Annotated in this window: 16 protein-coding genes; 6 read left to right on the top strand and 10 right to left on the bottom strand. The window is 71.7% G+C overall.

The annotated features are described in order from the left end of the window. Positions 1-450: 450 nt before the first annotated feature. Both NON19_RS31600 and ahcY read right to left on the bottom strand, forming a co-directional pair. Positions 451-1,065 carry a hypothetical protein gene (locus tag NON19_RS31600; RefSeq protein ID WP_255932700.1) on the bottom strand — a complete coding sequence of 205 codons (615 nt, stop codon included), beginning with the start codon at positions 1,063-1,065 and terminating at the stop codon, positions 451-453. A gap of 87 nt (positions 1,066-1,152) precedes the next feature. Continuing rightward, entirely contained in the window at positions 1,153-2,610 is a 1,458-nt protein-coding gene (gene ahcY, locus NON19_RS31595) for an adenosylhomocysteinase (RefSeq protein WP_255932699.1), read from the bottom strand. A gap of 404 nt (positions 2,611-3,014) precedes the next feature. On the opposite strand from ahcY, the gene NON19_RS31590 reads away from it, so the two are divergent. After that, on the top strand, positions 3,015-5,249 hold the full coding sequence (locus NON19_RS31590) for a fructose-specific PTS transporter subunit EIIC (protein WP_255932698.1): 2,235 nt from the start codon (positions 3,015-3,017) through the stop codon (positions 5,247-5,249). A gap of 48 nt (positions 5,250-5,297) precedes the next feature. On the opposite strand, the gene manA is transcribed toward NON19_RS31590, so the two are convergent. The 5 genes from manA to NON19_RS31565 form a co-directional block, all read right to left on the bottom strand. Next, positions 5,298-6,497 (bottom strand): mannose-6-phosphate isomerase, class I, encoded by a 1,200-nt coding sequence (gene manA / locus NON19_RS31585; protein WP_255932697.1) that lies wholly within the window; start codon positions 6,495-6,497, stop codon positions 5,298-5,300. Positions 6,498-6,555: 58 nt separating this feature from the next. Beyond that, on the bottom strand, positions 6,556-7,716 hold the full coding sequence (locus NON19_RS31580; RefSeq protein WP_255932696.1) for an SIS domain-containing protein: 1,161 nt from the start codon (positions 7,714-7,716) through the stop codon (positions 6,556-6,558). Positions 7,717-7,748: 32 nt separating this feature from the next. Beyond that, positions 7,749-7,934 (bottom strand): Trm112 family protein, encoded by a 186-nt coding sequence (locus tag NON19_RS31575; RefSeq protein WP_255932695.1) that lies wholly within the window; start codon positions 7,932-7,934, stop codon positions 7,749-7,751. Between the two features lie 177 nt (positions 7,935-8,111). Beyond that, complete coding sequence (locus tag NON19_RS31570) at positions 8,112-9,470, bottom strand: phosphomannomutase/phosphoglucomutase (protein WP_255932694.1); 1,359 nt, start codon at positions 9,468-9,470, stop codon at positions 8,112-8,114. A 152-nt stretch (positions 9,471-9,622) separates the two neighbouring features. Further along, on the bottom strand, positions 9,623-10,033 hold the full coding sequence (locus NON19_RS31565; protein ID WP_255932693.1) for a DUF3499 domain-containing protein: 411 nt from the start codon (positions 10,031-10,033) through the stop codon (positions 9,623-9,625). A 550-nt stretch (positions 10,034-10,583) separates the two neighbouring features. Between NON19_RS31565 and NON19_RS31560 the strand changes: the two genes are divergently transcribed. Continuing rightward, positions 10,584-11,024 carry a metallopeptidase family protein gene (locus NON19_RS31560; protein WP_255932692.1) on the top strand — a complete coding sequence of 147 codons (441 nt, stop codon included), beginning with the start codon at positions 10,584-10,586 and terminating at the stop codon, positions 11,022-11,024. A 102-nt stretch (positions 11,025-11,126) separates the two neighbouring features. Here NON19_RS31560 and NON19_RS31555 read toward each other — a convergent pair whose 3' ends face one another. The 3 genes from NON19_RS31555 to NON19_RS31545 all read right to left on the bottom strand — a co-directional run bounded on the left by NON19_RS31555 (position 11,127) and on the right by NON19_RS31545 (position 16,845). Continuing rightward, on the bottom strand, positions 11,127-12,629 hold the full coding sequence (locus NON19_RS31555; RefSeq protein ID WP_255932691.1) for a DUF5719 family protein: 1,503 nt from the start codon (positions 12,627-12,629) through the stop codon (positions 11,127-11,129). Further along, positions 12,626-16,414 carry a glycosyltransferase family 2 protein gene (locus NON19_RS31550; RefSeq protein WP_255932690.1) on the bottom strand — a complete coding sequence of 1,263 codons (3,789 nt, stop codon included), beginning with the start codon at positions 16,412-16,414 and terminating at the stop codon, positions 12,626-12,628. Before NON19_RS31550 ends, NON19_RS31555 begins: the two co-directional genes overlap by 4 nt. A gap of 167 nt (positions 16,415-16,581) precedes the next feature. After that, entirely contained in the window at positions 16,582-16,845 is a 264-nt protein-coding gene (locus tag NON19_RS31545) for a WhiB family transcriptional regulator (protein ID WP_255932689.1), read from the bottom strand. A gap of 724 nt (positions 16,846-17,569) precedes the next feature. On the opposite strand from NON19_RS31545, the gene NON19_RS31540 reads away from it, so the two are divergent. From NON19_RS31540 to NON19_RS31525, 4 genes are all read left to right on the top strand, one after another. Continuing rightward, positions 17,570-18,124 (top strand): cysteine dioxygenase, encoded by a 555-nt coding sequence (locus NON19_RS31540; RefSeq protein ID WP_255932688.1) that lies wholly within the window; start codon positions 17,570-17,572, stop codon positions 18,122-18,124. 173 nt (positions 18,125-18,297) lie between these two features. Next, positions 18,298-19,260, top strand: coding sequence for a 2-phospho-L-lactate transferase (cofD, locus tag NON19_RS31535; protein ID WP_255932687.1), 963 nt, complete (start codon positions 18,298-18,300; stop codon positions 19,258-19,260). A 26-nt stretch (positions 19,261-19,286) separates the two neighbouring features. Further along, positions 19,287-20,561, top strand: a complete 1,275-nt coding sequence (locus NON19_RS31530; RefSeq protein ID WP_255932701.1) for a coenzyme F420-0:L-glutamate ligase — start codon at positions 19,287-19,289, stop codon at positions 20,559-20,561. A gap of 106 nt (positions 20,562-20,667) precedes the next feature. Then, complete coding sequence (locus NON19_RS31525; protein WP_255932686.1) at positions 20,668-21,582, top strand: DNA-3-methyladenine glycosylase family protein; 915 nt, start codon at positions 20,668-20,670, stop codon at positions 21,580-21,582. Positions 21,583-21,585: the final 3 nt, after the last annotated feature.

Raw genomic sequence — 21,585 nt, 5'->3', positions numbered from 1 at the left:
GGCACGCTGTTGAGTTCTCAAGGAACGGAAGCTTCCTTCGAGACCGTCTCACCGGCCCCTCCGGGCTTTCCCTTCGGTTTCTCCAGCTTATCAGACCCTTTCCGGCCCGATTCCCGCTGGCGGGATTCACCTTCCGGCTTTCGCTTTCCGGTGTTTCCGACACTATCAGATCCGCTTTTCGCCGAGCCAATCGGCGTTCGCATTTCCGGTAGTAATTCGGAGGGGTGTTGCGGTGCTCCGCGGAAGCCGTTCCGTGGAGCGGGGGTAGAGACTACCCGGACCGCCACTCGTATGTCTACTTCGTGACAACCGTTCAAATCTACCTCCCCGCTCCACCCATGTCAACGGGTTTCGCGAGGCGTAGTGGAGATTAGCAGGTCAGCGGGGCTGTTCGCACATCGCGCAGCCATCACCCGGCCTTGGCGTGGGAGCGCGCCGGTCATCGTCGAGTCATTCGAACGTGGAAGGCGGGCTCTCCAGGTCCTCCAGCTCGATGCCGGGGGCGGCGAGCACGACGTCGCCAGCGATGTGGACCGTGCTCTGCTCGCCGGTCTGTAGGTCGCTGACCTGGTATTCGTCCACGACCAGCGGGCCGTTGTCAGTGGCGTGTGCTGTCCTGTCCTTCAAAGCCCAGGACTGGTCGAGGGTCCGGGGGGCGAGGACGGGGGAGGTGAGTGCCACGAGCCGCACGCGGGTCGCGGGGGCGCCTGGGGAGAGGTGCAGCAGCCGCGCGGTGGCGACGAGGAAGGCGGGGGAGGTTCCGGTGAAGGCGTGGGCGGCGGCGTTGCCCTCTTGGGCGTGTTCGCCGGTGGGGTCGGTACGGACCCAGGTCACGCCGTCCAGTGCGGCACCGCGGACCTGCCATCCGCCCGCGTGGAGTTCCAGCCGGATGGGGCGGCCGAGTTCGTCGATGGTGAGGTCGACGGATCCGCAGTCCTGGCCGTTCGGCGTGGTGGTGCGAGCGGTGTAGCGCCAACCGGAGGTGCCAGTGGCGCAGTGGAAGTGTTCTTCGCCGAGGGGGGTGTGGTCGTGCGTGTCGTAGAACGAGTAGCGGCCGCGGGGCATGGTGGGGGCTTTCGGTTCTCCGAAGGGCGGGGCCCCCGCCGGGAGTACCGACGGGGGCCCGCGCTCAGTGCATTGGTGCTGACCGGATCAGTAGCGGTAGTGGTCCGGCTTGTACGGGCCCTCGACCGGGACGCCGATGTAGGCGGCCTGCTCGGGGCGCAGGGTGGTGAGCTTGACGCCGAGGGCGTCGAGGTGGAGGCGGGCGACCTTCTCGTCCAGGTGCTTGGGGAGCACGTAGACGCCGGTCGGGTAGGCCTGCGGCTTGGTGAAGAGCTCGATCTGGGCGATGGTCTGGTTCGCGAAGCTGTTGGACATCACGAACGAGGGGTGACCGGTGGCGTTGCCCAGGTTGAGCAGGCGGCCCTCGGACAGCACGATCAGGGTCTTGCCGTCGGGGAAGGTCCAGGTGTGGACCTGGGGCTTGACCTCGGTCTTGACGATGCCAGGGATCTTGGCGAGCCCGGCCATGTCGATCTCGTTGTCGAAGTGGCCGATGTTTCCGACGATGGCCTGGTGCTTCATCTTGGCCATGTCGCTGGCCATGATGATGTCCCGGTTGCCGGTGGTGGTGATGAAGATGTCGGCGGTCTCGACGACCTCGTCCAGCGTGGTGACCTGGTAGCCGTCCATGGCGGCCTGGAGGGCGCAGATCGGGTCGATCTCGGTGATGATGACGCGGGCGCCCTGGCCGCGCAGCGACTCGGCGCAGCCCTTGCCGACGTCGCCGTAGCCGCAGACGACCGCGACCTTGCCGCCGATGAGGACATCGGTGGCGCGGTTGATGCCGTCGATCAGGGAGTGGCGGCAGCCGTACTTGTTGTCGAACTTGGACTTGGTGACCGCGTCGTTGACGTTGATCGCCGGGAAGAGCAGCGAGCCCGCCTGCTGCATCTCGTAGAGGCGGTGGACGCCGGTGGTGGTCTCCTCGGTGACACCGCGGATCTCGGAGGCGAGCCGGGTCCACTTGTTGGGGTTCTCGGCGAGGGTGCGGTTGAGCAGCTGCAGGATGATGCGGTACTCGTCGTTGTCCGCGGTGGAGGGGTCGGGAGCCGATCCGGCCTTCTCGAACTCGACGCCCTTGTGGACGAGCAGGGTGGCGTCACCGCCGTCATCGAGGATCATGTTCGGGCCGCCGGTGGGGCTGTTCGGCCAGGTCAGGGCCTGTTCGGTGCACCACCAGTACTCCTCCAGCGTCTCGCCCTTCCAGGCGAAGACGGGGACGCCCCGGGGGTTGTCGGGGGTGCCGTCGGGGCCGACGGCGATGGCCGCGGCGGCGTGGTCCTGGGTGGAGAAGATGTTGCAGGAGGCCCAGCGGACCTCGGCGCCGAGGGCGACCAGGGTCTCGATGAGGACGGCGGTCTGCACGGTCATGTGCAGCGAGCCGGTGATGCGAGCGCCGGCGAGCGGCTGGGCTTCGGCGTACTCCTTGCGGATCGCCATGAGCCCGGGCATCTCGTGCTCGGCGAGCGTGATCTCCTTGCGGCCGAAGGGTGCCAGGGAAAGGTCGGCAACCTTGAAGTCGGGGCTGGTGGAGGTCGACGTCATGCGGTCTGCTCCTCGCGGTTCGGGTCGAGGGTGGGCATCGGTCTGTCCGCTGCGGCCGTGCGGCGGGTCCGGGTGGACGCGCCGAAAAGGACCGGGGGTGCCGGTCCTCGTACCGCAGCCCAGCCCGTCGGAGGCCCTCTCTCCCTCGGTCGGTCCGCGCGCTCGGGACCGCCCGACCGCCATCAGCAGCGACGTCTGGCTTCGCTGAAGAATCTACACCGAACGGCCCAGCGGCCCCCAGCCCATCGAAGAAGTACCGGCCACGCGCCCGGGCTCGAAGAGCGCTCGCCCCAGTGATATCGAGGACGTTCGTCGGGCTTTCGCTTCGTTCCGCGCGTGTTGCAGGATGCGACCGGCGCGAGAACACTCTTGACACTCACGTATGTACGGCTGAAGGAGATGACGTGACCAGGCCTGCCGATCCCCCTAACGGCGCGGGGAACCGCGAGGGACTGAGGCTGCTCGCGATAACCGCCTGCCCCACCGGCATCGCGCACACCTATATGGCCGCGGAGAAGTTGCAGCAGGCCGCGGAGGCGCTCGGGGTTGAGATGAAGGTCGAGACACAGGGGTCCATCGGCGCCGAGAACGTCTTGACTGACAACGATGTCAAGCAGGCTGACGGGGTCATCATCGCGGCGGACAAGAACGTCGACCTCACTCGCTTCGTCGGCAAGCGGGTGCTCAGCGTCGGGGTTTCCGAGGGCATCAGCCATCCCGGGCGGCTGATCGAGCGGGTGCGCAGCGCACCGGTCCACTCTGGGGACGGCAACGCGCCGCCAGGAGGCGGCGGCGGGGGCAGGGAACGCAGCGTCGCGTACAAGGCGCTGATGAACGGGGTCAGTTACATGATCCCGTTCGTGGTGGTCGGCGGTCTGCTGTTGGCCGTCTCGCTGGCGCTGGGCGGTCATCCGGACCCGTCGGGCGGCCTGGTCATCCCGAAGGGCAGCTTCTGGGCGCATGTGAACGACATCGGCACGATTGGTTTCACCTTGATGGTGCCGATCCTGTCCGGCTACATCGCCTACGCGATCGGTGACCGGCCCGCGCTGGTGCCGGGCATGATCGGCGGCTGGATAGCCAACACCGGTGCGCTGTACGACTCCAAGGCGGGTGCGGGCTTCATCGGGGCGATCGTCACCGGTTTCCTGGCCGGTTACCTGGTGGTGTGGATCAAGAAGGTCAGGGTCCCGAAGTTCGTCCAGCCGATCATGCCGATCATCGTGATACCGATCGTGGCCACCACGGCGCTGGGTCTGTTCTTCGTCTATGTCATCGGCAAGCCGATCTCGTGGGTGTTCGCGCATCTGACGAACTGGCTCAGCGGGATGACGGGATCCAGCGCGATCGTGCTCGGCGCGGTCCTGGGCCTGATGATCGCCTTCGACATGGGCGGTCCGGTCAACAAGACGGCGTTCCTGTTCGGGGCCGGGCTGATCGCTTCGGGGAACCAGACGGTCATGGGGATGTGCGCGGCGGCGATTCCGGTGATGCCGCTCGGCCAGGGCCTCGCGACGCTGGTGCGGCGCCGCCTTTACACCGCTCAGGAGCGCGAGACCGGCATCGCTGCCCTGTTCATGGGCTGCTTCGGCATCTCCGAGGGGGCGATCCCGTTCGCCGCGGCGCGGCCTGCGAAGGTCATTCCGGCGAACATGCTCGGTGGCGCGGTGGCCGGTGCGGTCGCGGGGATGACCGGGGTGAAGGACGCGGTGCCGCACGGCGGGCCGATCGTGGCGGTGCTGGGCGCGGTCGGCGGTGTGCCGGTGTTCTTCGTCGCCGTGGCGATCGGCACGGTGGTGACCGCACTGACCACGGTGGCACTGGTCTCGCTTGAGGGGCGCGGGGAGGTCGCGCCGTCCACCGGCCTGCCGCCGGTCCCGGTGCCGGAGCCCGCACTCGCCGACACCGCCCATCCCGCCTCCCCGCTGGCCAGCACCGCTCCCGTCACCCCGACCGCGGCCACCCCGCCCGCGCCCAAGCCCCCCACCGCGGCCGCCAAGCCCTGCGCCACCACCGAACCGGCTGCCGAAACGGAACCGGCCACCCCCACTACGACCGCATCCCCCGCACCCCCCGCCCGCCCAGCCGAGTCAAGCGCTCCTGCCGCCGTGCCCCCCGCCGTGGCGGAGGAAGCTTCCGCCGCCAGCGCCGCGACGGCCGTTGCCGCGCCGCCTCTGGGTGTGGAGGTGCTCTCCGGCTATCTGACCGAGCAGACCGTGCGCGAGGCACTGGCGGCGGCCGGCAAGGAAGCCGCCATACGCGAGATGGCCGGGCTGCTGGCCGAGACCGGCAAGGTCGCCGATGTGGACGCGCTGGTGGCCGCCGCGCTGGACCGGGAGGCGCAGGGGACCACGGGGCTGGGCGAGGAGATCGCGATACCGCATGCCAAGACGGATGCGGTGACGGCGCCGGTGGTCGGGTTCGCGCGGTCGGGCGAGGGGATCGAGTGGGGTGCGCTGGACGGGACGAAGGCCAAGCTCATCTTCATGATCTCGGTGCCGGAGGCGGCGGCCGGTGACGAGCATCTGCGAATACTGGCGCTGCTGTCCCGCAAGCTGATGGACACCGGGTTCCGCGAGCGGTTGGCGACGGCGCCGACCCGCATGGAGATCATGCGGGTGCTGGCGGAAGTCCAGTAGGACGACGCGGCACGGCCCCCGGCGAACCGCCAGGGGCCGTGGCGCCGGTCAGGCGACGACGGTGGCGCGGAAGACCGTGCCCGAGCCGTCGAGCGCGATCCGCTCGTCTGCCGGAACGAACGCCGACTCGCCGCGCGCCAGGGTGAGTTGGGCGCCGCCTGGTCCGTGCAGCGTCACCTGGCCCGCGGTGCACAGCAGGATCTGCGGGGTGCGGTCGCCGAGGGTGCGGGGGCTGCCGCCGGGGGCGAGGGTGTAGCGCGAGAGCCGGAACTCGTCGATCGGCGTGTCGTAGACCTCTTCGCCGTCGCCGCTGTCCTCCGGGCGCAGCACGCCCGCGTCGCCGGACTCGAAGCGGACGATGCGCATCAGTTCGGGGACGTCGATGTGCTTGGGGGTGAGGCCGCAGCGCAGCACGTTGTCGGAGTTGGCCATGATCTCCACGCCGAGCCCGTTGAGGTAGGCGTGCGGTACGCCGGCGCCGAGGTAGAGCGCCTCGCCGGGCTGCAGCGTCACATGGTTCAGCAGCATGGCGGCGATGACACCGGGGTCGCCGGGGAAGTGGTGGGCGGCGGAGGCGTAGGCGGCGTAGGCGTCGGCGAACCTGCCGCCTTCGGTGGCGAGTCGGGCCGCGGCCTCGGTGGCCTCCTCAACGGTCTGGGCCATCTCCTCGCGGTCGGCGCCGAGTACGGCGGCGAGGACCTCGCGCAGTGCCTCGTCCTCGGGGCGGGCACGCAGGATGTCCGCGTACGGCTTGAGGGTGTTGACGCCGAGTCCTTCGAGGAGTTCGGCGGCCTCGGCGGGGTGCCGGAAGCCGCACAGCCCGTCGAAGGGGGTCAGCGCGCAGATCATCTCCGGCTTGTGGTTGGCGTCCTTGTAGTTGCGGTGCGGTGCGTCGATGGGGACGCCGCGGGCCTCCTCGTCGGCGAAACCGACCTTGGCCTGGTCGAGGTCCGGGTGCACCTGGAGGGAGAGCGGCGCTCCGGCGGCGAGCAGCTTGAGGAGGAACGGCAGCCGGGGGCCGAAGCGTTCGACGGCGGGTTTGCCGAGTTCGCCGTATGGGTCGGCGTCGATGACCTCGTTGAGCGGCATCGGGCCGGTGCCGCGGTCGAGTCGCGAGGGTGCGCCGGGGTGTGCGCCCATCCACAGTTCGGCCTGCGGTTCACCGGTGGGTTCGGTGCCCAGCAGTTCGGGGATGGCGGTCGTGGAGCCCCAGGCGTAGGGGCGCACGGAGTTGACGAGGCGGTCCATGCGGGTCGGTGTTCCTCTTCGGTACGTGTCGGGTGCGTCGCTCGGGCGCACGGCGGCATCAGGCCGATGGTCCTTCGGCCGGGGTGAGGGCCAGGTAGACGGCGGCGAAATCGGTGAGGGCGAGCAGTTCGGCGAGAGTCTCAGCGGGGGTGCCGTCGGCGGCGTCGATCTCGCTGAGCGGTGTGCCGTGGGTGTTGGCCGCCTCAACGGCCGCGGTGGCGGGCTCGGTCTCCGGTTCGCGCAGCAGCACGATCCGTAGCCGTAGGCCGTCGGGTTCCTCGACTCGGTCGCGGAAGAAGTCGTCGAGGTCGTCGCTGCCGGAGGCCAGGGTGCCGTCGAGCAGCGCGCGGTGTTCCGCGATGGCCTCGGGCAGTGCCGCGGCGAGGGCCGGGCGGCCCGCCAGTGAGGTCAGCACCGAGGCGAAGCGGCGGGCGGCCGGGGCGACGGTTGCGCCCTCGCTCCACACCAGCGGGAGGGAGTGGGCGAGTTCGACGGCGAGGGCCTTGGCCGGGTTGCGGTAGGTCTCGGCGGCCGGGCCGAAACGTTCCGCGGCGGCGTCGAGCCGGTCGGCGACGGCTTCCACGACGTCCGGCGGGGCGGACAGCAGCCCTATCCGGTCGGCGAGGGCGAGCAGCGGGGTGAACAGCGCCCAGAACGCCCCCGGATCCGCTGGAACGGCTGGTTCCGTGCCGTGGGCGGCGTCGTAGGCCTCGGTGGCGGTCGGGCGGTACGACGGGGGCGCGAAGGGCAGCGCCAGGCCGCGCGCCTGCTGGAGCGCTCCGGCCAGCGCGGTACCGGACGGGGTGACTCCGGCGACCGTGCAGCCGCGCCGGTAGGCCTGTTCCACCAGGCTGGTCAGGCCCGGCTCGGTGCCGTCCGCGGTGGTGAGCAGCAGCAGGTCGAGCGGTCCGGCCCAGCCGGGCAGCGTCCAGCGCAGCTCCTGCGCGGTGGGTGCGCTGCCGGTCGGTGCCAGCGGCAGCACGGGGCAGGCGGCGAGCGCGCCGAGCAGGTCGGCGAGCTGGCCGGGGGCCGAGCCGGGGCCTGCGATGAGGACGGTGCGCGGGCGGCCGTCGGGCTTGAGGTCGGTGAGCCCGGCCTCGGCTGCGGCTCGGGCGGCGGTTCGCACCCGGGCGCCCGCCGCGGCCACGCTGGGCAGCAGCCCGCCGGTGTCGGCGCGGGCGAGGGCGTCGGGACTGTCGAGCAGGGCCTCGTCGAGCATCGTGTCCTCCGGCCTGGTGCCGTCGCGCCCGGTTAGGCCGGGCGACGGGCCTCGTCGATGAGGAGTACGGGGATGTCGTCCCGTACCGGGTAGGCCAGGCCGCAGGTCTCGCCGGTGCAGATCAGCTCGGGCTCGGTCGCGTCGGCGGCGCTCTGGCGGAGCGGGGCGTGGCAGGCCGGGCAGGCGAGGATCTCCAGGAGACTGGCTTCGAGCGGCATGGGCGTGTCCTCTTCGGCGGGTGGTGGTTGTTGGGCGGTACGGGTCGGCTGCGGCGACCCTGGCCACCGGTCGTGTGGTGATCGAGCCGTTGTCGTGACGGCGTGGTCAGCGTACCGCCGGGAGGCACCCGGCGGGGGTCCGGGAAGGGTTCCCGGGGCCCCCGCCAAGTGGGTGGTTCAGGCGCGGACGATCGCTAGGACCTCGTCGCGCAGCCGCTCGACGGTGGCGGTGTCCCGGGCCTCGACGTTGAGCCTGAGCAGCGGCTCGGTGTTGGACGGGCGCAGGTTGAACCACCAGTCGGAGCCGGTGACCGTCAGGCCGTCCAGTTCGTCGAAGGAGACGCCCTCGCGGCCGTCGAACGCGGCGCGCACCGCGGCGGTGCGCTCGGCCTGGTCGGCGACGGTGGAGTTGATCTCGCCGGAGGCGGCGTACCGGTCGTACTCGGCGACCAGTTCGGACAGCGGGCGCTGCTGGTCGCCGAGCGCGGCGAGCACGTGCAGCGCGGCGAGCATGCCGGTGTCGGCCTTCCAGAAGTCCCGGAAGTAGTAGTGCGCGGAGTGCTCGCCGCCGAAGATCGCACCGGTGCGGGCCATCTCCTGCTTGATGAACGAGTGGCCGACGCGGGTGCGGACCGCCTGGCCGCCCTGCTCCTTGACGACCTCGGGCACCGACCAGGAGGTGATCAGGTTGTGGATGATCGTCTCACCGGGGTGCTTGGCGAGTTCGCGGGCGGCGACCAGGGCGGTGATCGCGGACGGGGAGACCGGCTCGCCGCGCTCGTCGATGACGAAGCAGCGGTCGGCGTCGCCGTCGAAGGCCAGGCCGATGTCGGCGCCGACCTCGCGGACCTTGTGCTGGAGGTCGACCAGGTTCTTGGGGTCGAGCGGGTTGGCCTCGTGGTTGGGGAAGGTGCCGTCCAGCTCGAAGAACATCGGGGTGAGGTCGATGGGCAGGCCGTCGAAGACGGTGGGCACGGTGTGGCCGCCCATGCCGTTTCCGGCGTCGACCGCGACCTTCAGGCGGCGGATGCCGGTGAGGTCGACCAGTTCGCGCAGGTATCCGGCGTAGTCGGCGAGCACGTCGCGCTGGGTGATGGTGCCCGGCGTGGCGTCGGTGGCGGGCAGGCCGCTGGCCGACCACTGCTCGGCCAGCTCGCGGATCTCGGCGAGGCCGGTGTCCTGGCCCACGGGGGCGGCGCCGGCCTTGCACATCTTGATGCCGTTGTACTGGGCCGGGTTGTGGCTGGCGGTGAACATCGCGCCGGGCAGGTTGAGCTTGCCGGAGGCGAAGTACAGCTGGTCGGTCGAGCACAGCCCGATCTCGGTGACGTCGGCACCACGGGAGGCGGCGCCCTTGGCGAAGGCGCGGGCCAGGCCCGGGGAGGACGGGCGCATGTCGTGGCCGACGACGATCGCGTCGGCGCCCGTCACTGTGGCGAAGGCCGCACCGAACAGTTCGGCGAGCTCCTCGCCCCACTGGTCGGGGACGACACCGCGGACGTCGTACGCCTTCACGATCTGACTCAGGTCGGGCACAGCGGCTCCAGGTTCAACAGCGCCGGGCGACGCGGCACGGGGGTGGACAACTGGTCCCCCAACCTACCCGGCGAAACTGAGTGCCCTTGGCGTACGTCCGGTGAAGCGGCGGTGGCGGCCACCCCAACGGTGGGGATCGGGCCTGCGCTGACCTACGGTTCGGGCGAGCGCAGCACCCTGAGATGGCCGCGCCGGGCGACCTCCACGGGGTCCCCCTCACGGGTGGCCTGCGACCGGTCCTGGGGGCGGGCGGCCTCGCGTACGGCGTTGGCCAGGGCTTCGAGGTCGTCGCCGGTGGGGCGGGTGGGCCCGGCGTCGACGGCGAGCCGGACGACCTCCCAGCCCCGGGGGGCGGTCAGCCGGGCGGAGTGCTCGGAGCACAGGTCGTAGCAGTGCGGCTCGGCGTAGGTGGCGAGCGGACCGAGGACGGCCGTCGAGTCCGCGTAGACGTACGTCAGCGTCGCGACGGCGGGACGACCGCACGCGGTGCGCGAACAACGACGTACAGGGCTCACGACGTTGGACGGTACCGCACTCTTGAGCGGGCCGCGACGACTCTCCACGACCTCACCCGCTCGTGTCGTCCCGGTTCACCGAGATCGCCCGATCTTGTGACGTACGGTCCTACCTGCGGGGCAGGCCCAAGCGATGGCCAGAGCCACTTTCCGGGGCGGTCAGCGGGTGGGACAAACCGCGCCAATTACGGTATCCCGCACGATCAGCGATGCGGACGCGTTCGGTCTTGTTTGCGCCTCGAATGCGCATTGCCCGACATAACAGGGGTTGTAAGCCCCATCCAAGGACAGCCCGACCCCCTCCAAGGACAGCCCGACCCCCCCAAGCCCGGCCGTCCCCCAGCCCCAGGCCAAAGTCGACAAACCCCGCACCGCGCCCCACAGCACCCACGCCCCACCCACGTATCGCAGCCGTACCCAGCCGTGCCCAGCCCGGACAGAGCCCGCGAACCGCAGCCCAGCCCAGAGGCCCGAACCGCGCGCCCACACCCCCCACGTCACCCGCCCCCACGTCCTCCCGGAGGCCAGGTCCCGCCCAGGAGATCGTTGCCCCGTGCCGCCGCCATGCCCCGCATGGTGACAGCTACGCTTCGACATGATGGACACCCCTGTTCCGCCCCCCACTCAGCGGGCGGCTCGTCGGCGCGACCGCCATGGGCGCGGTATGCGCGGGCCGCTCGCGCCGCCGCAGGTGCCGCTGTCGGTGAGCCGTTCCGACGCCTTCGACGACCTGGTGCGGGACGCCGCGGAACGCCTGGAGCGGCGCTGGCCGCAGCTCGCGGAGGTCGAGTTCGCGGTACAGGACGTACCGCCGCCGAGCCCCGACATCGACAGTGTGCCGCTCGGCCAGCTGATCACCGCGGGCGCATCGGGAAGGGGGCCGCGCAACCGCATCGTGGTCTACCGGCGGCCGGTGGAGATCCGGGCGAAGGGCCGTGACGAGCGGGCGCTGCTGGTCCACGAGGTCGTGGTCGAGCAGGTCGCGGAACTGCTGGGCCTCTCGCCGGAGAACGTGGACCCGCGCTACGGCGAGGAATGAGGCGTTCCGAGCCTCCGCCGTCCCCTTGTTTCGGGATCCGCGTTTCTGGATCCGCTTGTTTCTGGATCCGCCCTCCCGCGAAAGGCCCCGGGCAACAACCGCCTACCGCTCCAGCACCTGCAGGTCCTCCCCCGCGCTCGGTACCGCGACCGTGCCGCCGTCGTCCGGCATGGGCTGGACGGTGAAGTCGGGGACGCCGTTGTTGTCCACGGCGAGCATGCGCGAGGCGTAGACCGGGCCGCCGGAGACCGGCTCGACCGTCACCGCGAAAGTGCCCTTGCCACCCGGGTCCGGCGGGGCCATGGCCGTGGTCGTACCGGCCTTGAGGGTGACCGTCTTACTGGCCGGGGAACCGCCGTCCGTCGTCGCCGAGCTGGTGATCTTGACGGTGGCGTCCGCGGTGGGCGCCACCAGCGAGAGGGTGGCCGCCTTCGAGCGGTTGTCAGCCACCGAGGCGCGCTGCCCCACCTGCCCGGTGCCGGGCAGGAACGCCATCTCCTGGGAGGCGCCCTTGCCCCGGGTGATCCGCAGCGCCGCCACGAACGGCGCGGCGCTGCCGGAGTCCGTCGGGGTGAGCCGCAGCGAACCGGCCTGGCCCTGGGTCAGTCCCGGCAGGTCGACGGCGGTCGTCATACCGCTCTTGACGTGCAACGTCTCATGCCCGGCCGGAACGATCGCGCCGGTCGGGGTGAGCAACTGCACCTTCAGGTCGGCGTCGTTGCCGCCCGTGGCGTACGCCACCAGACGCACCGAGGTCGCGTCGGCGGGAATCCCCGGCAGTACCGCGCTGGTGGCCGCGGGCGCCGAGGCGGGCAGCCAGTCGCTGCCGGACTTGCTGTCCATCGCCTGGACCGCCGCGGCCACCCGTCCGGTGCGCACCGCGACGTGCACGGTCAGGTCGGCGGTCTGCGCCGAGGTGAGGGTGGACAGCAGCACCGGCACGCTGGAGCCGCCGGGGATGGTGATGCCCTCGCCGTTGCTGGTCTTGACCAGCCCGTTGCCGTCGTACAACTCGATGTCGGCGACGGCGGCGGTGTCATCGGGGTTGGTGAGGTGGACGTAGTCCTGCCGGTCGCCGGAGGTGCTGGCGCCGGGGAACCAGAAGTCCGCACCGGGAGCGCCGCACGAGGTGCCGAGCATGCCCCGGCCGGGCCCGGCGTCGATGGTGGTGGTCTCCTGCACCGTCCACCCGGGCGCGAACCGCCCGTCGGCGGTGCCGATCAGTGGGCTGACGCTCTTACCGGCGTTGGCGGTGACCGGCTTGCCGGGATCGGTGAGCGGCGCCACCTGCTTGCCGTTGGACCCGCCGCCGGAGCCGCCGGAGCCAGCAGAGCCGCCGTTGGCGCCGTCCGAGGACTGCCCGGGCTGCAGCACCGCGCTGCCCCCGCTGCCACCGCTGCCCGGCGGGGTGAAGGAGGTGTACGTGGTGGTGGCCGCGTCCACCCCCGCCGGGGCCGGGCACAGCAGCGTGGAGCGCTCAACGGGCTTGCGCACGGCCGCTGTTGGCGCCGCCTTGCTCGGCGCGGGCGCCAGTACGGTGGCCGCACCGGTGGCGGCGGCGAGCACCGCGACGACGCCGATCAGGGACACGGTGGTGCGGTTCACTGCTGGTCGCTCCCGTCGCGGCGGTGGCCGAACTCACCGGCGTCGTGCGCCGGATCGTAGGGCGGTGCTGGCTGCTGGTAGCCGTACGGGTCGGCGTACTCGCCGCCCTGGTACGTGCCGTCCGGGTACCCGGCGTACTCGCCGTTACTGCCGTACTCGGCGCCGGAGTAGGGGGGTTGGGGCTGGTACTGGCCCGTGTACGGGTCGTACCCGGCCGGATAGGCGTACCCGTTCCACTCCTCGTAGCCCTGTTGCTGGTGCGGAACCTGCGGTGCCGCGCCGTAGGGGTCCGGCTCGGGTGCACCCGCCTGGTGCGGGACGTACGGCTCGTGCCCCGAGGGCTCCGAGTGCTCCAAGGGCTCCGCGGCGCCGAACGGCTGGAAATCGTCCGCAACGGGCTCGGCGGCAACCGGCTCGAAGTCGTCGACAACCGGCTCGGCGGCAAGGGGCTCGGCGGCCGCCCGCTCGGCCTCCGCGCGCAGGCGGCGGGCTCTGCGGCCCTCGCCCCCGGCGGCCTGCGCCGGGCTGGACGCGGCAGCGGTGGCCAGGCCCTCCTCCGGCAGGTCGTCGTCCATGTCACGGCGGCGGCCCGGCAGCGCGAGCACGACCACCACGAGCGCCAGGAAGGCCTGCCCCCACAGCCACAGGGTGTGGGTCATGGGGTCGTCGAAGGTGAGGTCCAACTTGCCGCCGTTCGCGGGGAGTTGGAAGCCCTGCGCCCATCCGTCGACCGTGGTCGGGGTCAGCGGCTTGCCGTCCAGCGTGGCCTGCCACCCGGCGTCGGCCGAGTCCGCGATGCGCAGGGTGCGGCCCGCGGGTCCGGACGGGATCGTGGTGTGCGCCTCGACCTTGCCCGCGGCCACCGAGACCGGCGCCGCCGCGGCCGCGCCGCCCTTGGGGGCGACGATGGTGATCCGCGAGACGTTGTCGTTCAGCCGCCACAGCGCCGTACCGCCGCTCTGGCTGAGCCGGGTCAGGCCCGGCGTGCTGTCCAGCACCCGGCCCATCTCAGCGGGCGCGCCCGGTTGCAGCAGCACGTAGCGCACCGCGTAGCCGCCGAGCTGGCTGGTCTGGTCACCGCCGGATCCGGCCACCAGGTTGGCGACGACGCCGTCGAGCCGCGGGTCGTGCCCGGCCTCGGCTGCGATCTCGCCGTCGCCCATGCGCGCGCCGGAGCCGCGCACCAGCACGTACCGCACATGGCCCGGGTCACCGGCGAGCACCAGTGTGCGGGCCTGGTCGGCGGTGGAGCTCTCCTCGGCGACGAACGCCGGGACCTGTGTCGCGTCGCGCCGCTGGAGCGGTCCGGCCGCGCCGTTCACCATCCAGCCGACCGCGGCGATCAGCGGCGCCGCCGCGGCGGCCAGCGCGATGAGCCCGGCGACCGGCTGCCGCCAGCCGAAACCGGCCGCGGAGATACGGGCCTTGGCGTCCTCCGCGCCGACCACGGCGGCGGCGATCAGCGCCAGGCCGTACAGCACGGTGGTGGGGCCAGGCCACCGGTAGCCGTTCTGCACCGCGGCGGCGAGCAACCCGGCCAGCGCGACCGCCCACGCGGTGAGGACGGCCAGTCGCCGCCCGTCGCGCAGCAGCGCGGCGAGCCCGGCGAGCACCAGCCCGGCCAGCAGCACACCGGTGCTGGCCTTCGGGCCGCCGGGGCTGAGCATGACCAGGTCGAGCGGGGAGGCGGCACCGTCCCGGTACGGCAGCCCCGCCTCGCGCAGGAAGAACGACGGATGCGCCAGCAGCGTCACCGACCACGGCGCGAGCAGCACCAGCGGCGTGGCCAGTACGGCGAGGAAGCGCAGCGCCTGCGGCAGCAGCAGCCCGCCGTGCCCGCGCACCACCCTCAGCACCAGCACGACGACGGCGAGCACCACCGCGATCGGCCACACCACCGGGGTGAAGGCGGTGGTGACGGTGAGCAGCAGCGCGAACGCCCAGGTGGCCCGCCAACTGGGCCTGACGCCACGGGAGATGGCGGCCCCGCCGAGTTGCAGTCCGCTGGCCGCCACGGCGGCCCGGGCCATCAACGGGAGCAGGATCGCCAGCACCGCGGTGCCCAGCCGACCCGCGGCGAGCGCACCGGTGGCGGCGGGCAGGAACGCGTAGGCGACCGCCCCCCAGGCGCGCAGCAGCCGGGAGTCGACCAGCGGACGGGAGGCGAAGTAGGCGGTGAGACCGGCGAGCGGCACCGAGCAGACCAACAGCAGCGTCAGCGCCAGACCGGTGCTGCCCAGCAGCAGGGAGGACAGCAGCGCCACGACCGCCAGGTACGGCGGCGCGGCCTGGGTGTTTCCGGTGCCGACGGCGTGCCACGCCCCGGCGTAGGCGCCCCACAGGTCGGAGGCGCCGCCGGGGGCGGGCAGCAGCGCGCCGCCGGTCAGCGCGCCGCTGCCGAGCAGCGAGCGGCAGGCGACCAGCGAGACCAGCAGCAGCACCACAAACAGCATGGGCGCGGGCTTGCGGGCGATCCGCCGCAGCCGGGCGAACTGCTCCACGTCCAGGAAGTCGGCGTCCTCGTCGCCCGGCCCGGACTCGACGGCTCCGCCGTGCCGTCCGGCCGATGAGGAGTCGGGCTCGGAGCGGCCGGAGAGGTTGCTGTAGACCTGCTCGACGCTGGCCCGCAGGGTGGCGCCGGGTGGTGGGAACAGCGGCCTGAGTTCGGCCGCGGCCACCGCCGGACGGCCTCTGCGTCTGCGACCGCCCAGGAGCCTGCCGGGCCGCAGCAGCACCCCGATCAGGCCGGTGACCTCGTCCAGCGCCTGCCCCGGCACCTTGCCGACCAGGTAGCCGAGGGTGCGCAGCAGGGTGCTGAGCACGACGCGCAGCAGCACGTAGGGCAACAGCACGCCACGGGTGTTGGCCAGCAGGGTGTAGACCGCGCCCGCCTTGTCGACCCGGTGCGGGTTGGCCGAGGAGCGTCCGGCGCAGTCGACGGTGCGGCGCTCCCGGGAGGCGGCCTCGGCGTGCCGGAGCACGGCATCGGGGGCGACGAGCACGGTGTGCCCGGCGCTGTGGACCCGCCAGCAGAAGTCGACGTCGTCGCGCATCAGCGGCAACCGCCGGTCGAATCCGCCGAGTTGTTCCCATACGTCGCGGCGGACCAGCATGCCCGCGGAGGAGACCGAGAGCACCTGGCGGACCTGGTCGTGCTGGCCCTGGTCCTGTTCGCGGCGCTCCAAACCGGTCCAACGGCGGCCGCTGCGGGCGATGCTGACGCCCACTTCGAGCAGCGCCCGCCGGTCGTACCAGCTGCGGATCTTGGGGCCGACGACGGCCGCGGACGGCGAGCTGTCGGCGACGCGCAGCAGCTCGGCGAGGGCGTCGGGGGCCGGTTCGCAGTCGTCGTGCAGCAGCCACAGCCACTGCACCGGCTCCGGCCGCGGCTGGTCCTGCTGCTCGTAGGCGTCGTCGTTCCAGGTGCGGGTCACCGGGTCCCAGGCGCTGGGCGGTTGGAGGTACGGCAGCTCCTCCGGCGGTACCGGGCCGAAGGTCTGCACGGCCTCGGCGACCGCCGCGCCGAAACCGGTGCGGCGGGCGAGATGCAGTACGCGGTCGGCGCCGACGGCCTCGGTGAGCAGCCGGTCGGTGTCGTCGGCGCTGCCGGTGTCGCAGGCGACGACGCTCTGCACCGGGCGGGTCTGGCCCAGCAGACCGGCGAGCGCGTCGGGCAGCCAGCGGGCGCCGTCGTGAGCGACGAGCACCGCGGTGACGATGTGACGCGGGAACTCAGGTTCAGGAGTGCGGGCGGAGTACGCCCCCTGTTGGCTGTGCACGGACATCGAGGTGCGGGCCCCGGTTCGCTGGACTGCGGTGGACGCGTACGGCGCCTTGCGGGCCTGACGTGTCTCGGACGGCCACCCACACTAACGGCTCACCGGTAGCCCATGGGGTGTCCGGGGGGCTCGACCCGCGGGATGCGACGGCCTGGACGGCCGCTGGGGCCGCCTCAGATGGCCGCCTTCTTCAGGCGGCGGCGCTCCCGCTCGGAAAGTCCACCCCAGATTCCGAAGCGCTCGTCATTGGCGAGTGCGTATTCAAGGCACTCGGAACGCACCTCACACGCGAGGCAGACCTTCTTGGCCTCTCGGGTGGAGCCGCCTTTCTCCGGAAAGAACGATTCGGGGTCGGTCTGCGCGCACAGTGCGCGTTCCTGCCACCCGAGCTCCTCTTCCGCCTCCTCGGACAGCAGTAGCTGGAACTGCTCGGTCATGCGCGCCCCTCGTCCGTCGTCGCTTCCCCGTGATGCTGTCGTTACCGATTGAGGCCTAACGACACGAGTGAAATTACAAGCGTGCGATCCAGGGCAGTCAAGCCGAGATCTGCTATTGGGGGCCTTATTCACTCCGAGGAACCAAGGCCATGCAGAAAGTGTTCAAATCGTCCCATTACCCGACACCGCTCGCTCGGTGACTCGATCCACCTCCCGCATATGTCGACTGAGACGCGACAGATCGGCGCACCGTTCCACCCGATCGGCGGACCGGGGTGGATCACGGTCCGATCACAGATGCGCAACGGCAGCCCGCGGTCGGCTGTCGCTCCACGTATCCGTGCGCAAGCCTGAACAAACCTTTCACCAGGCCGACTAACCGGTTCAGGTGAAACATTGGCGGCAAAACCGACATCAGGTTGACAAGTAGGCTGACCAACCGGTCTTCTTGAGTCCATGTCGTTCGTGACCCACGCGCCCGCCCGAGCTCGCCGCAGCGAGCTCCCCCGCGTCGTGCCGGTCCACGGTTGTTTCTCCTGTCGCTGTCACCACAGCTGTTGCCGCTGATCCTTCGCTGATCCAGCCGGGACGGAACCGCGATTCCGCGAGGCGTCCCCGTACTCAGCACCAGGCGAGCCCTCCGAGCTCACCCCGCGGCCAGCCGCACCTCCGCAGCGCAGTCCAAGCACACTCCACCGTCTGCTCCTCTCCGCTAGGACCATCCGTGTACCGCGCCAACCCCGCCGACCCGGCCCCCCAGCTCTCCGACATCTCCATCGCCGGTGACCCGCTCGCCCTGCCGCATCTGCTCCCGCCAGTGCGCAGACATCCGACCACCGTCGCCGAGTTCGCCCGGCTGGCCCGCAGCATCGCCGCCGACCAGGACCGCTGGCGGCCGCTCGTCGAGTACGACGCCACCACCCGCTGGTACGCGCGCCTGGAGACCGGCCCCGGGTACGAGGTGTGGCTGCTGAGCTGGGTCCCCGGGCAGGGCAGCGGGCTGCACGACCACGGCCGCTCCTCAGGCGTACTGACCGTCCTGGAGGGCGAGTTGACCGAGCGCGCGCTCACCGCCTCCGGCGAGGCGCGGCGCACACTGCACGCAGGCGGGCAAAGGGTGTTCTCCACCGGATATGTGCACGAGGTGGTCAACGACGCGCTGGAGCCCGCGATCAGCTTGCACGTTTACTTCCCGGGACTGACCGAAATGACCTCGTATGCGGCGTGCGAGGCGCTCGCCGGTACGGAACCGGCGACCGCCCGGCCCCCGTTGGGTTGACGACCGGCACAGGGCACTCAGCCGCAGGCCCCGCCCGCACCAGCCTTCGGCTGACACTCCCACCCGCCACCCGACCACCACCCCCAGAGGAGTCAGCCTTCGGCTGACACTCCCACCCGCCACCCGACCACCACCCCCAGAGGAGTCAGCCTTCGGCTGACACACTGTTCTGCATGCGCATCGTGGTTTTGGCCGGAGGTATCGGGGGCGCCCGTTTCCTGCGGGGCCTGAAGGCAGCGGCACCTGAGGCGGAGATCACCGTCATCGGGAACACCGGCGACGACATCCATCTGTTCGGGCTCAAGGTCTGCCCCGACCTCGACACCGTCATGTACACCCTCGGCGGCGGCATCCACGAGGAGCAGGGCTGGGGCCGGGCCGACGAAACCTTCGTGGTCAAGGAGGAGTTGGCCGCCTACGGTGTCGGCCCGGAGTGGTTCGGGCTCGGCGACCGGGACTTCGCCACCCACATCGTCCGCACCCAGATGATCGGCGCCGGATACCCGCTCAGCGCGGTCACCGAGGCGCTGTGCGCACGCTGGCAGCCGGGCGTACGGCTGATCCCGATGTCCGACGACCGGGTGGAGACGCATGTCGTCATCGACGCGCCGGACGACGGTGGACGCAAGGCGGTGCACTTCCAGGAGTACTGGGTACGGCTGCACGCCTCCGTACCCGCGCACGCGATCCTGCCGGTCGGCGCCGAGCAGGCCAAGCCCGCGCCCGGTGTGCTGGAGGCCATCGGCGAAGCCGATGTCATCCTCTTCCCGCCGTCCAACCCGGTCGTCAGCATCGGCACGATCCTCGCCGTACCGGGGATCCGCGAGGCGATCGCGGACGCCGGGGTTCCGGTGGTGGGCCTGTCCCCCATCGTCGGCGACGCGCCGGTGCGCGGCATGGCCGACAAGGTGCTGGCCGCGGTGGGCGTCGAGGCGACGGCGGCCGCGGTCGCCGAGCACTACGGCTCCGGGCTGCTGGACGGCTGGCTGGTCGACACGGTGGACGCCGCCGCGGTGGAGCGGGTCGAGTCCGCCGGGATCCGCTGCCGGGCGGTGCCGCTGCTGATGAGCGATGTCGACGCGGCCGCGCAAATGGCCCGTACGGCACTGGAGTTGGCACGGGAGACCGCGTCGTGAGCGCGGCGTCCTACGAGGTACGGGCGATGCCCGGGATCCCCGAGGTGCGGCCGGGAGACGACCTCGCCAAGCTGATCGCGGCGGCGGGGAGCGAACTGCGCGACGGTGACGTGCTGTTGGTCACCTCGAAGATCGTCAGCAAGGCCGAGGGCCGGATCGTCACCGCCGACGACCGCGAGGCGGCCATAGACGCCGAGACGGTACGGCTGGTGGCCCGGCGCGGTGCGCTGCGGATCGTGGAGAACCGGCAGGGCCTGGTGATGGCGGCGGCCGGGGTGGACGCCTCCAACACCCCTGCCGGAACAGTGCTGTTGCTGCCCGAGGACCCGGACGCGTCGGCCCGACGGATCCGTGCCGGGCTGCGCGAACTGCTCGGCGTCAACGTCGCCGTCGTGCTCACCGACACCTTCGGCCGACCGTGGCGCAACGGTCTGACCGACGTCGCCATCGGCGCGGCCGGACTGCGGGTACTGGACGATCTGCGCGGCGCCGCCGACGGGCACGGCAACGAGCTGAACGCGACGGTCGTCGCCGTCGCCGACGAACTCGCGGCCGCCGGTGACCTGGTCAAGGGCAAGTCCGCGGGACTGCCCGTCGCGGTGGTACGGGGTCTGGCGCAGGTGCTGCCGGTCGGCGAGGACGGGCCGGGCGCACGGGCGCTGGCGCGTGGCGCGGCCGACGACATGTTCCGCCTGGGCACCTCGGAGGCGGTACGGCAGGCGGTCACCCTGCGGCGGACGGTGCGGGAGTTCACCGACGAGCCGGTCGACGGCGGCGCCGTGCGGCGCGCCGTCGCGGCGGCGCTCACCGCCCCGGCGCCGCATCACACCACTCCGTGGCGGTTCGTACTGCTGGAGTCCGCGGCTGCGCGAACCCGGTTGCTGGACGCCATGCGGGACGCCTGGGTGGCGGACCTGGAACGGGACGGGTTCTCCCCCGAGCGGATCGAGCGCCGCGTGCGGCGCGGGGACGTGCTGCGGCGGGCGCCGTATCTGGTGGTGCCGTGTCTGGTGATGGACGGCTCGCACGACTACCCCGACGCCCGGCGGGCCGCCGCGGAACGGGAGATGTTCGTCGTCGCGGCCGGGGCCGCCGTCCAGAACTTCCTGGTCGCCCTGGCGGGCGAGCAGTTGGGCTCCGCGTGGGTGTCGTCCACGATGTTCTGCCGCGGGGTCGTCCGGGAGGTGCTGGGCCTTCCGGACGACTGGGACCCCATGGGCGCGGTCGCCGTCGGCCGCCCGGCGGGGGCGCCTCCCGCGCGGGGCGAACGCGAGGTGGAAGACTTCAGCCTCACCCTGTAGGGCCCGCCCCCGCGTTCGGGGGTTCGCGGTTCCGCTCGCGCTGAGGGTGGGCGGGCGGGCAAACCCCCAACCGCCAGCGCGAGCGCAACGGCTTAGGCTCAGGGCGATGCTTCAGGACGTCCGGACACGCCGGTGGACCCCCGAGGGCCCACTCGACCTCGCCCTCACCCTCGGCCCCCTGGGCCGCGGCCCAGGCGACCCCGCCTTCCGCATGCCGGGTGACGGCTCAGTCTGGCGTACCTCCCGCACCCCCGAGGGACCGGCAACCCTCCGCATCGCGACATCCCCAGCCGAGGTGGAGGCCACCGCCTGGGGCCCAGGCGGCGCATGGCTGCTGGAACGCCTCCCGCAACTCCTGGGTTCCTATGACGACCCAACCCAGTTCACCCCCCGGCACCGCCTGGTCCACGAGATGGCCAGGCGCAACCCAGGATTGCGCCTGACCCGCACGGGCCTGGTGCTCGAATCGCTGATCCCGTCGATCCTGGAACAGCGCGTCACCTCAGACGAGGCGTACCGCGCCTGGCGGCTGCTGCTGCACCGGTACGGCGAACCGGCCCCCGGCCCGATGCCCGGCCTGCGGGTCATGCCCGCCCCCAGGACGTGGGCCCTGATCCCGTCCTGGGAATGGCACCGCGCCGGTGTCGACGGCAAGCGCTCGGCCGCGATCCTCCGGGCCGTTCGCGCGGCACGCAGGATGGAGGAGACGGCACTGATGCCTCCGGCGCGGGCAGCGGAACGGTTGCAGGCCATACCTGGCATCGGACCGTGGACCGCGGCGGAGACCCTGCAGCGTACGCATGGCGCGCCGGACGCGATCACGGTCGGGGATCTGCACCTGCCGAACGTGATCGGCTATGCGTTGACCGGTGCGCACCGTACTGATGACGCGGGGATGCTGGAGCTTTTGGCACCCTACGCGGGACAGCGGCATCGGGCGGCACGCCTGATCTTGCTGGCGGGTCGGCGTGCGCCCCGTCGTGGTCCCCGCTTCTCCCCCAACGACATCAGCCTGATCTAGCCC

This window comes from Streptantibioticus rubrisoli (genome assembly GCF_024436055.1).
GTDB classification, from domain to species: Bacteria; Actinomycetota; Actinomycetes; order Streptomycetales; family Streptomycetaceae; genus Streptantibioticus_A; species Streptantibioticus_A rubrisoli.
The sequence above is the reverse complement of the archived record's forward strand: the minus strand, read 5'-3'. Positions and strand labels throughout refer to the sequence as shown.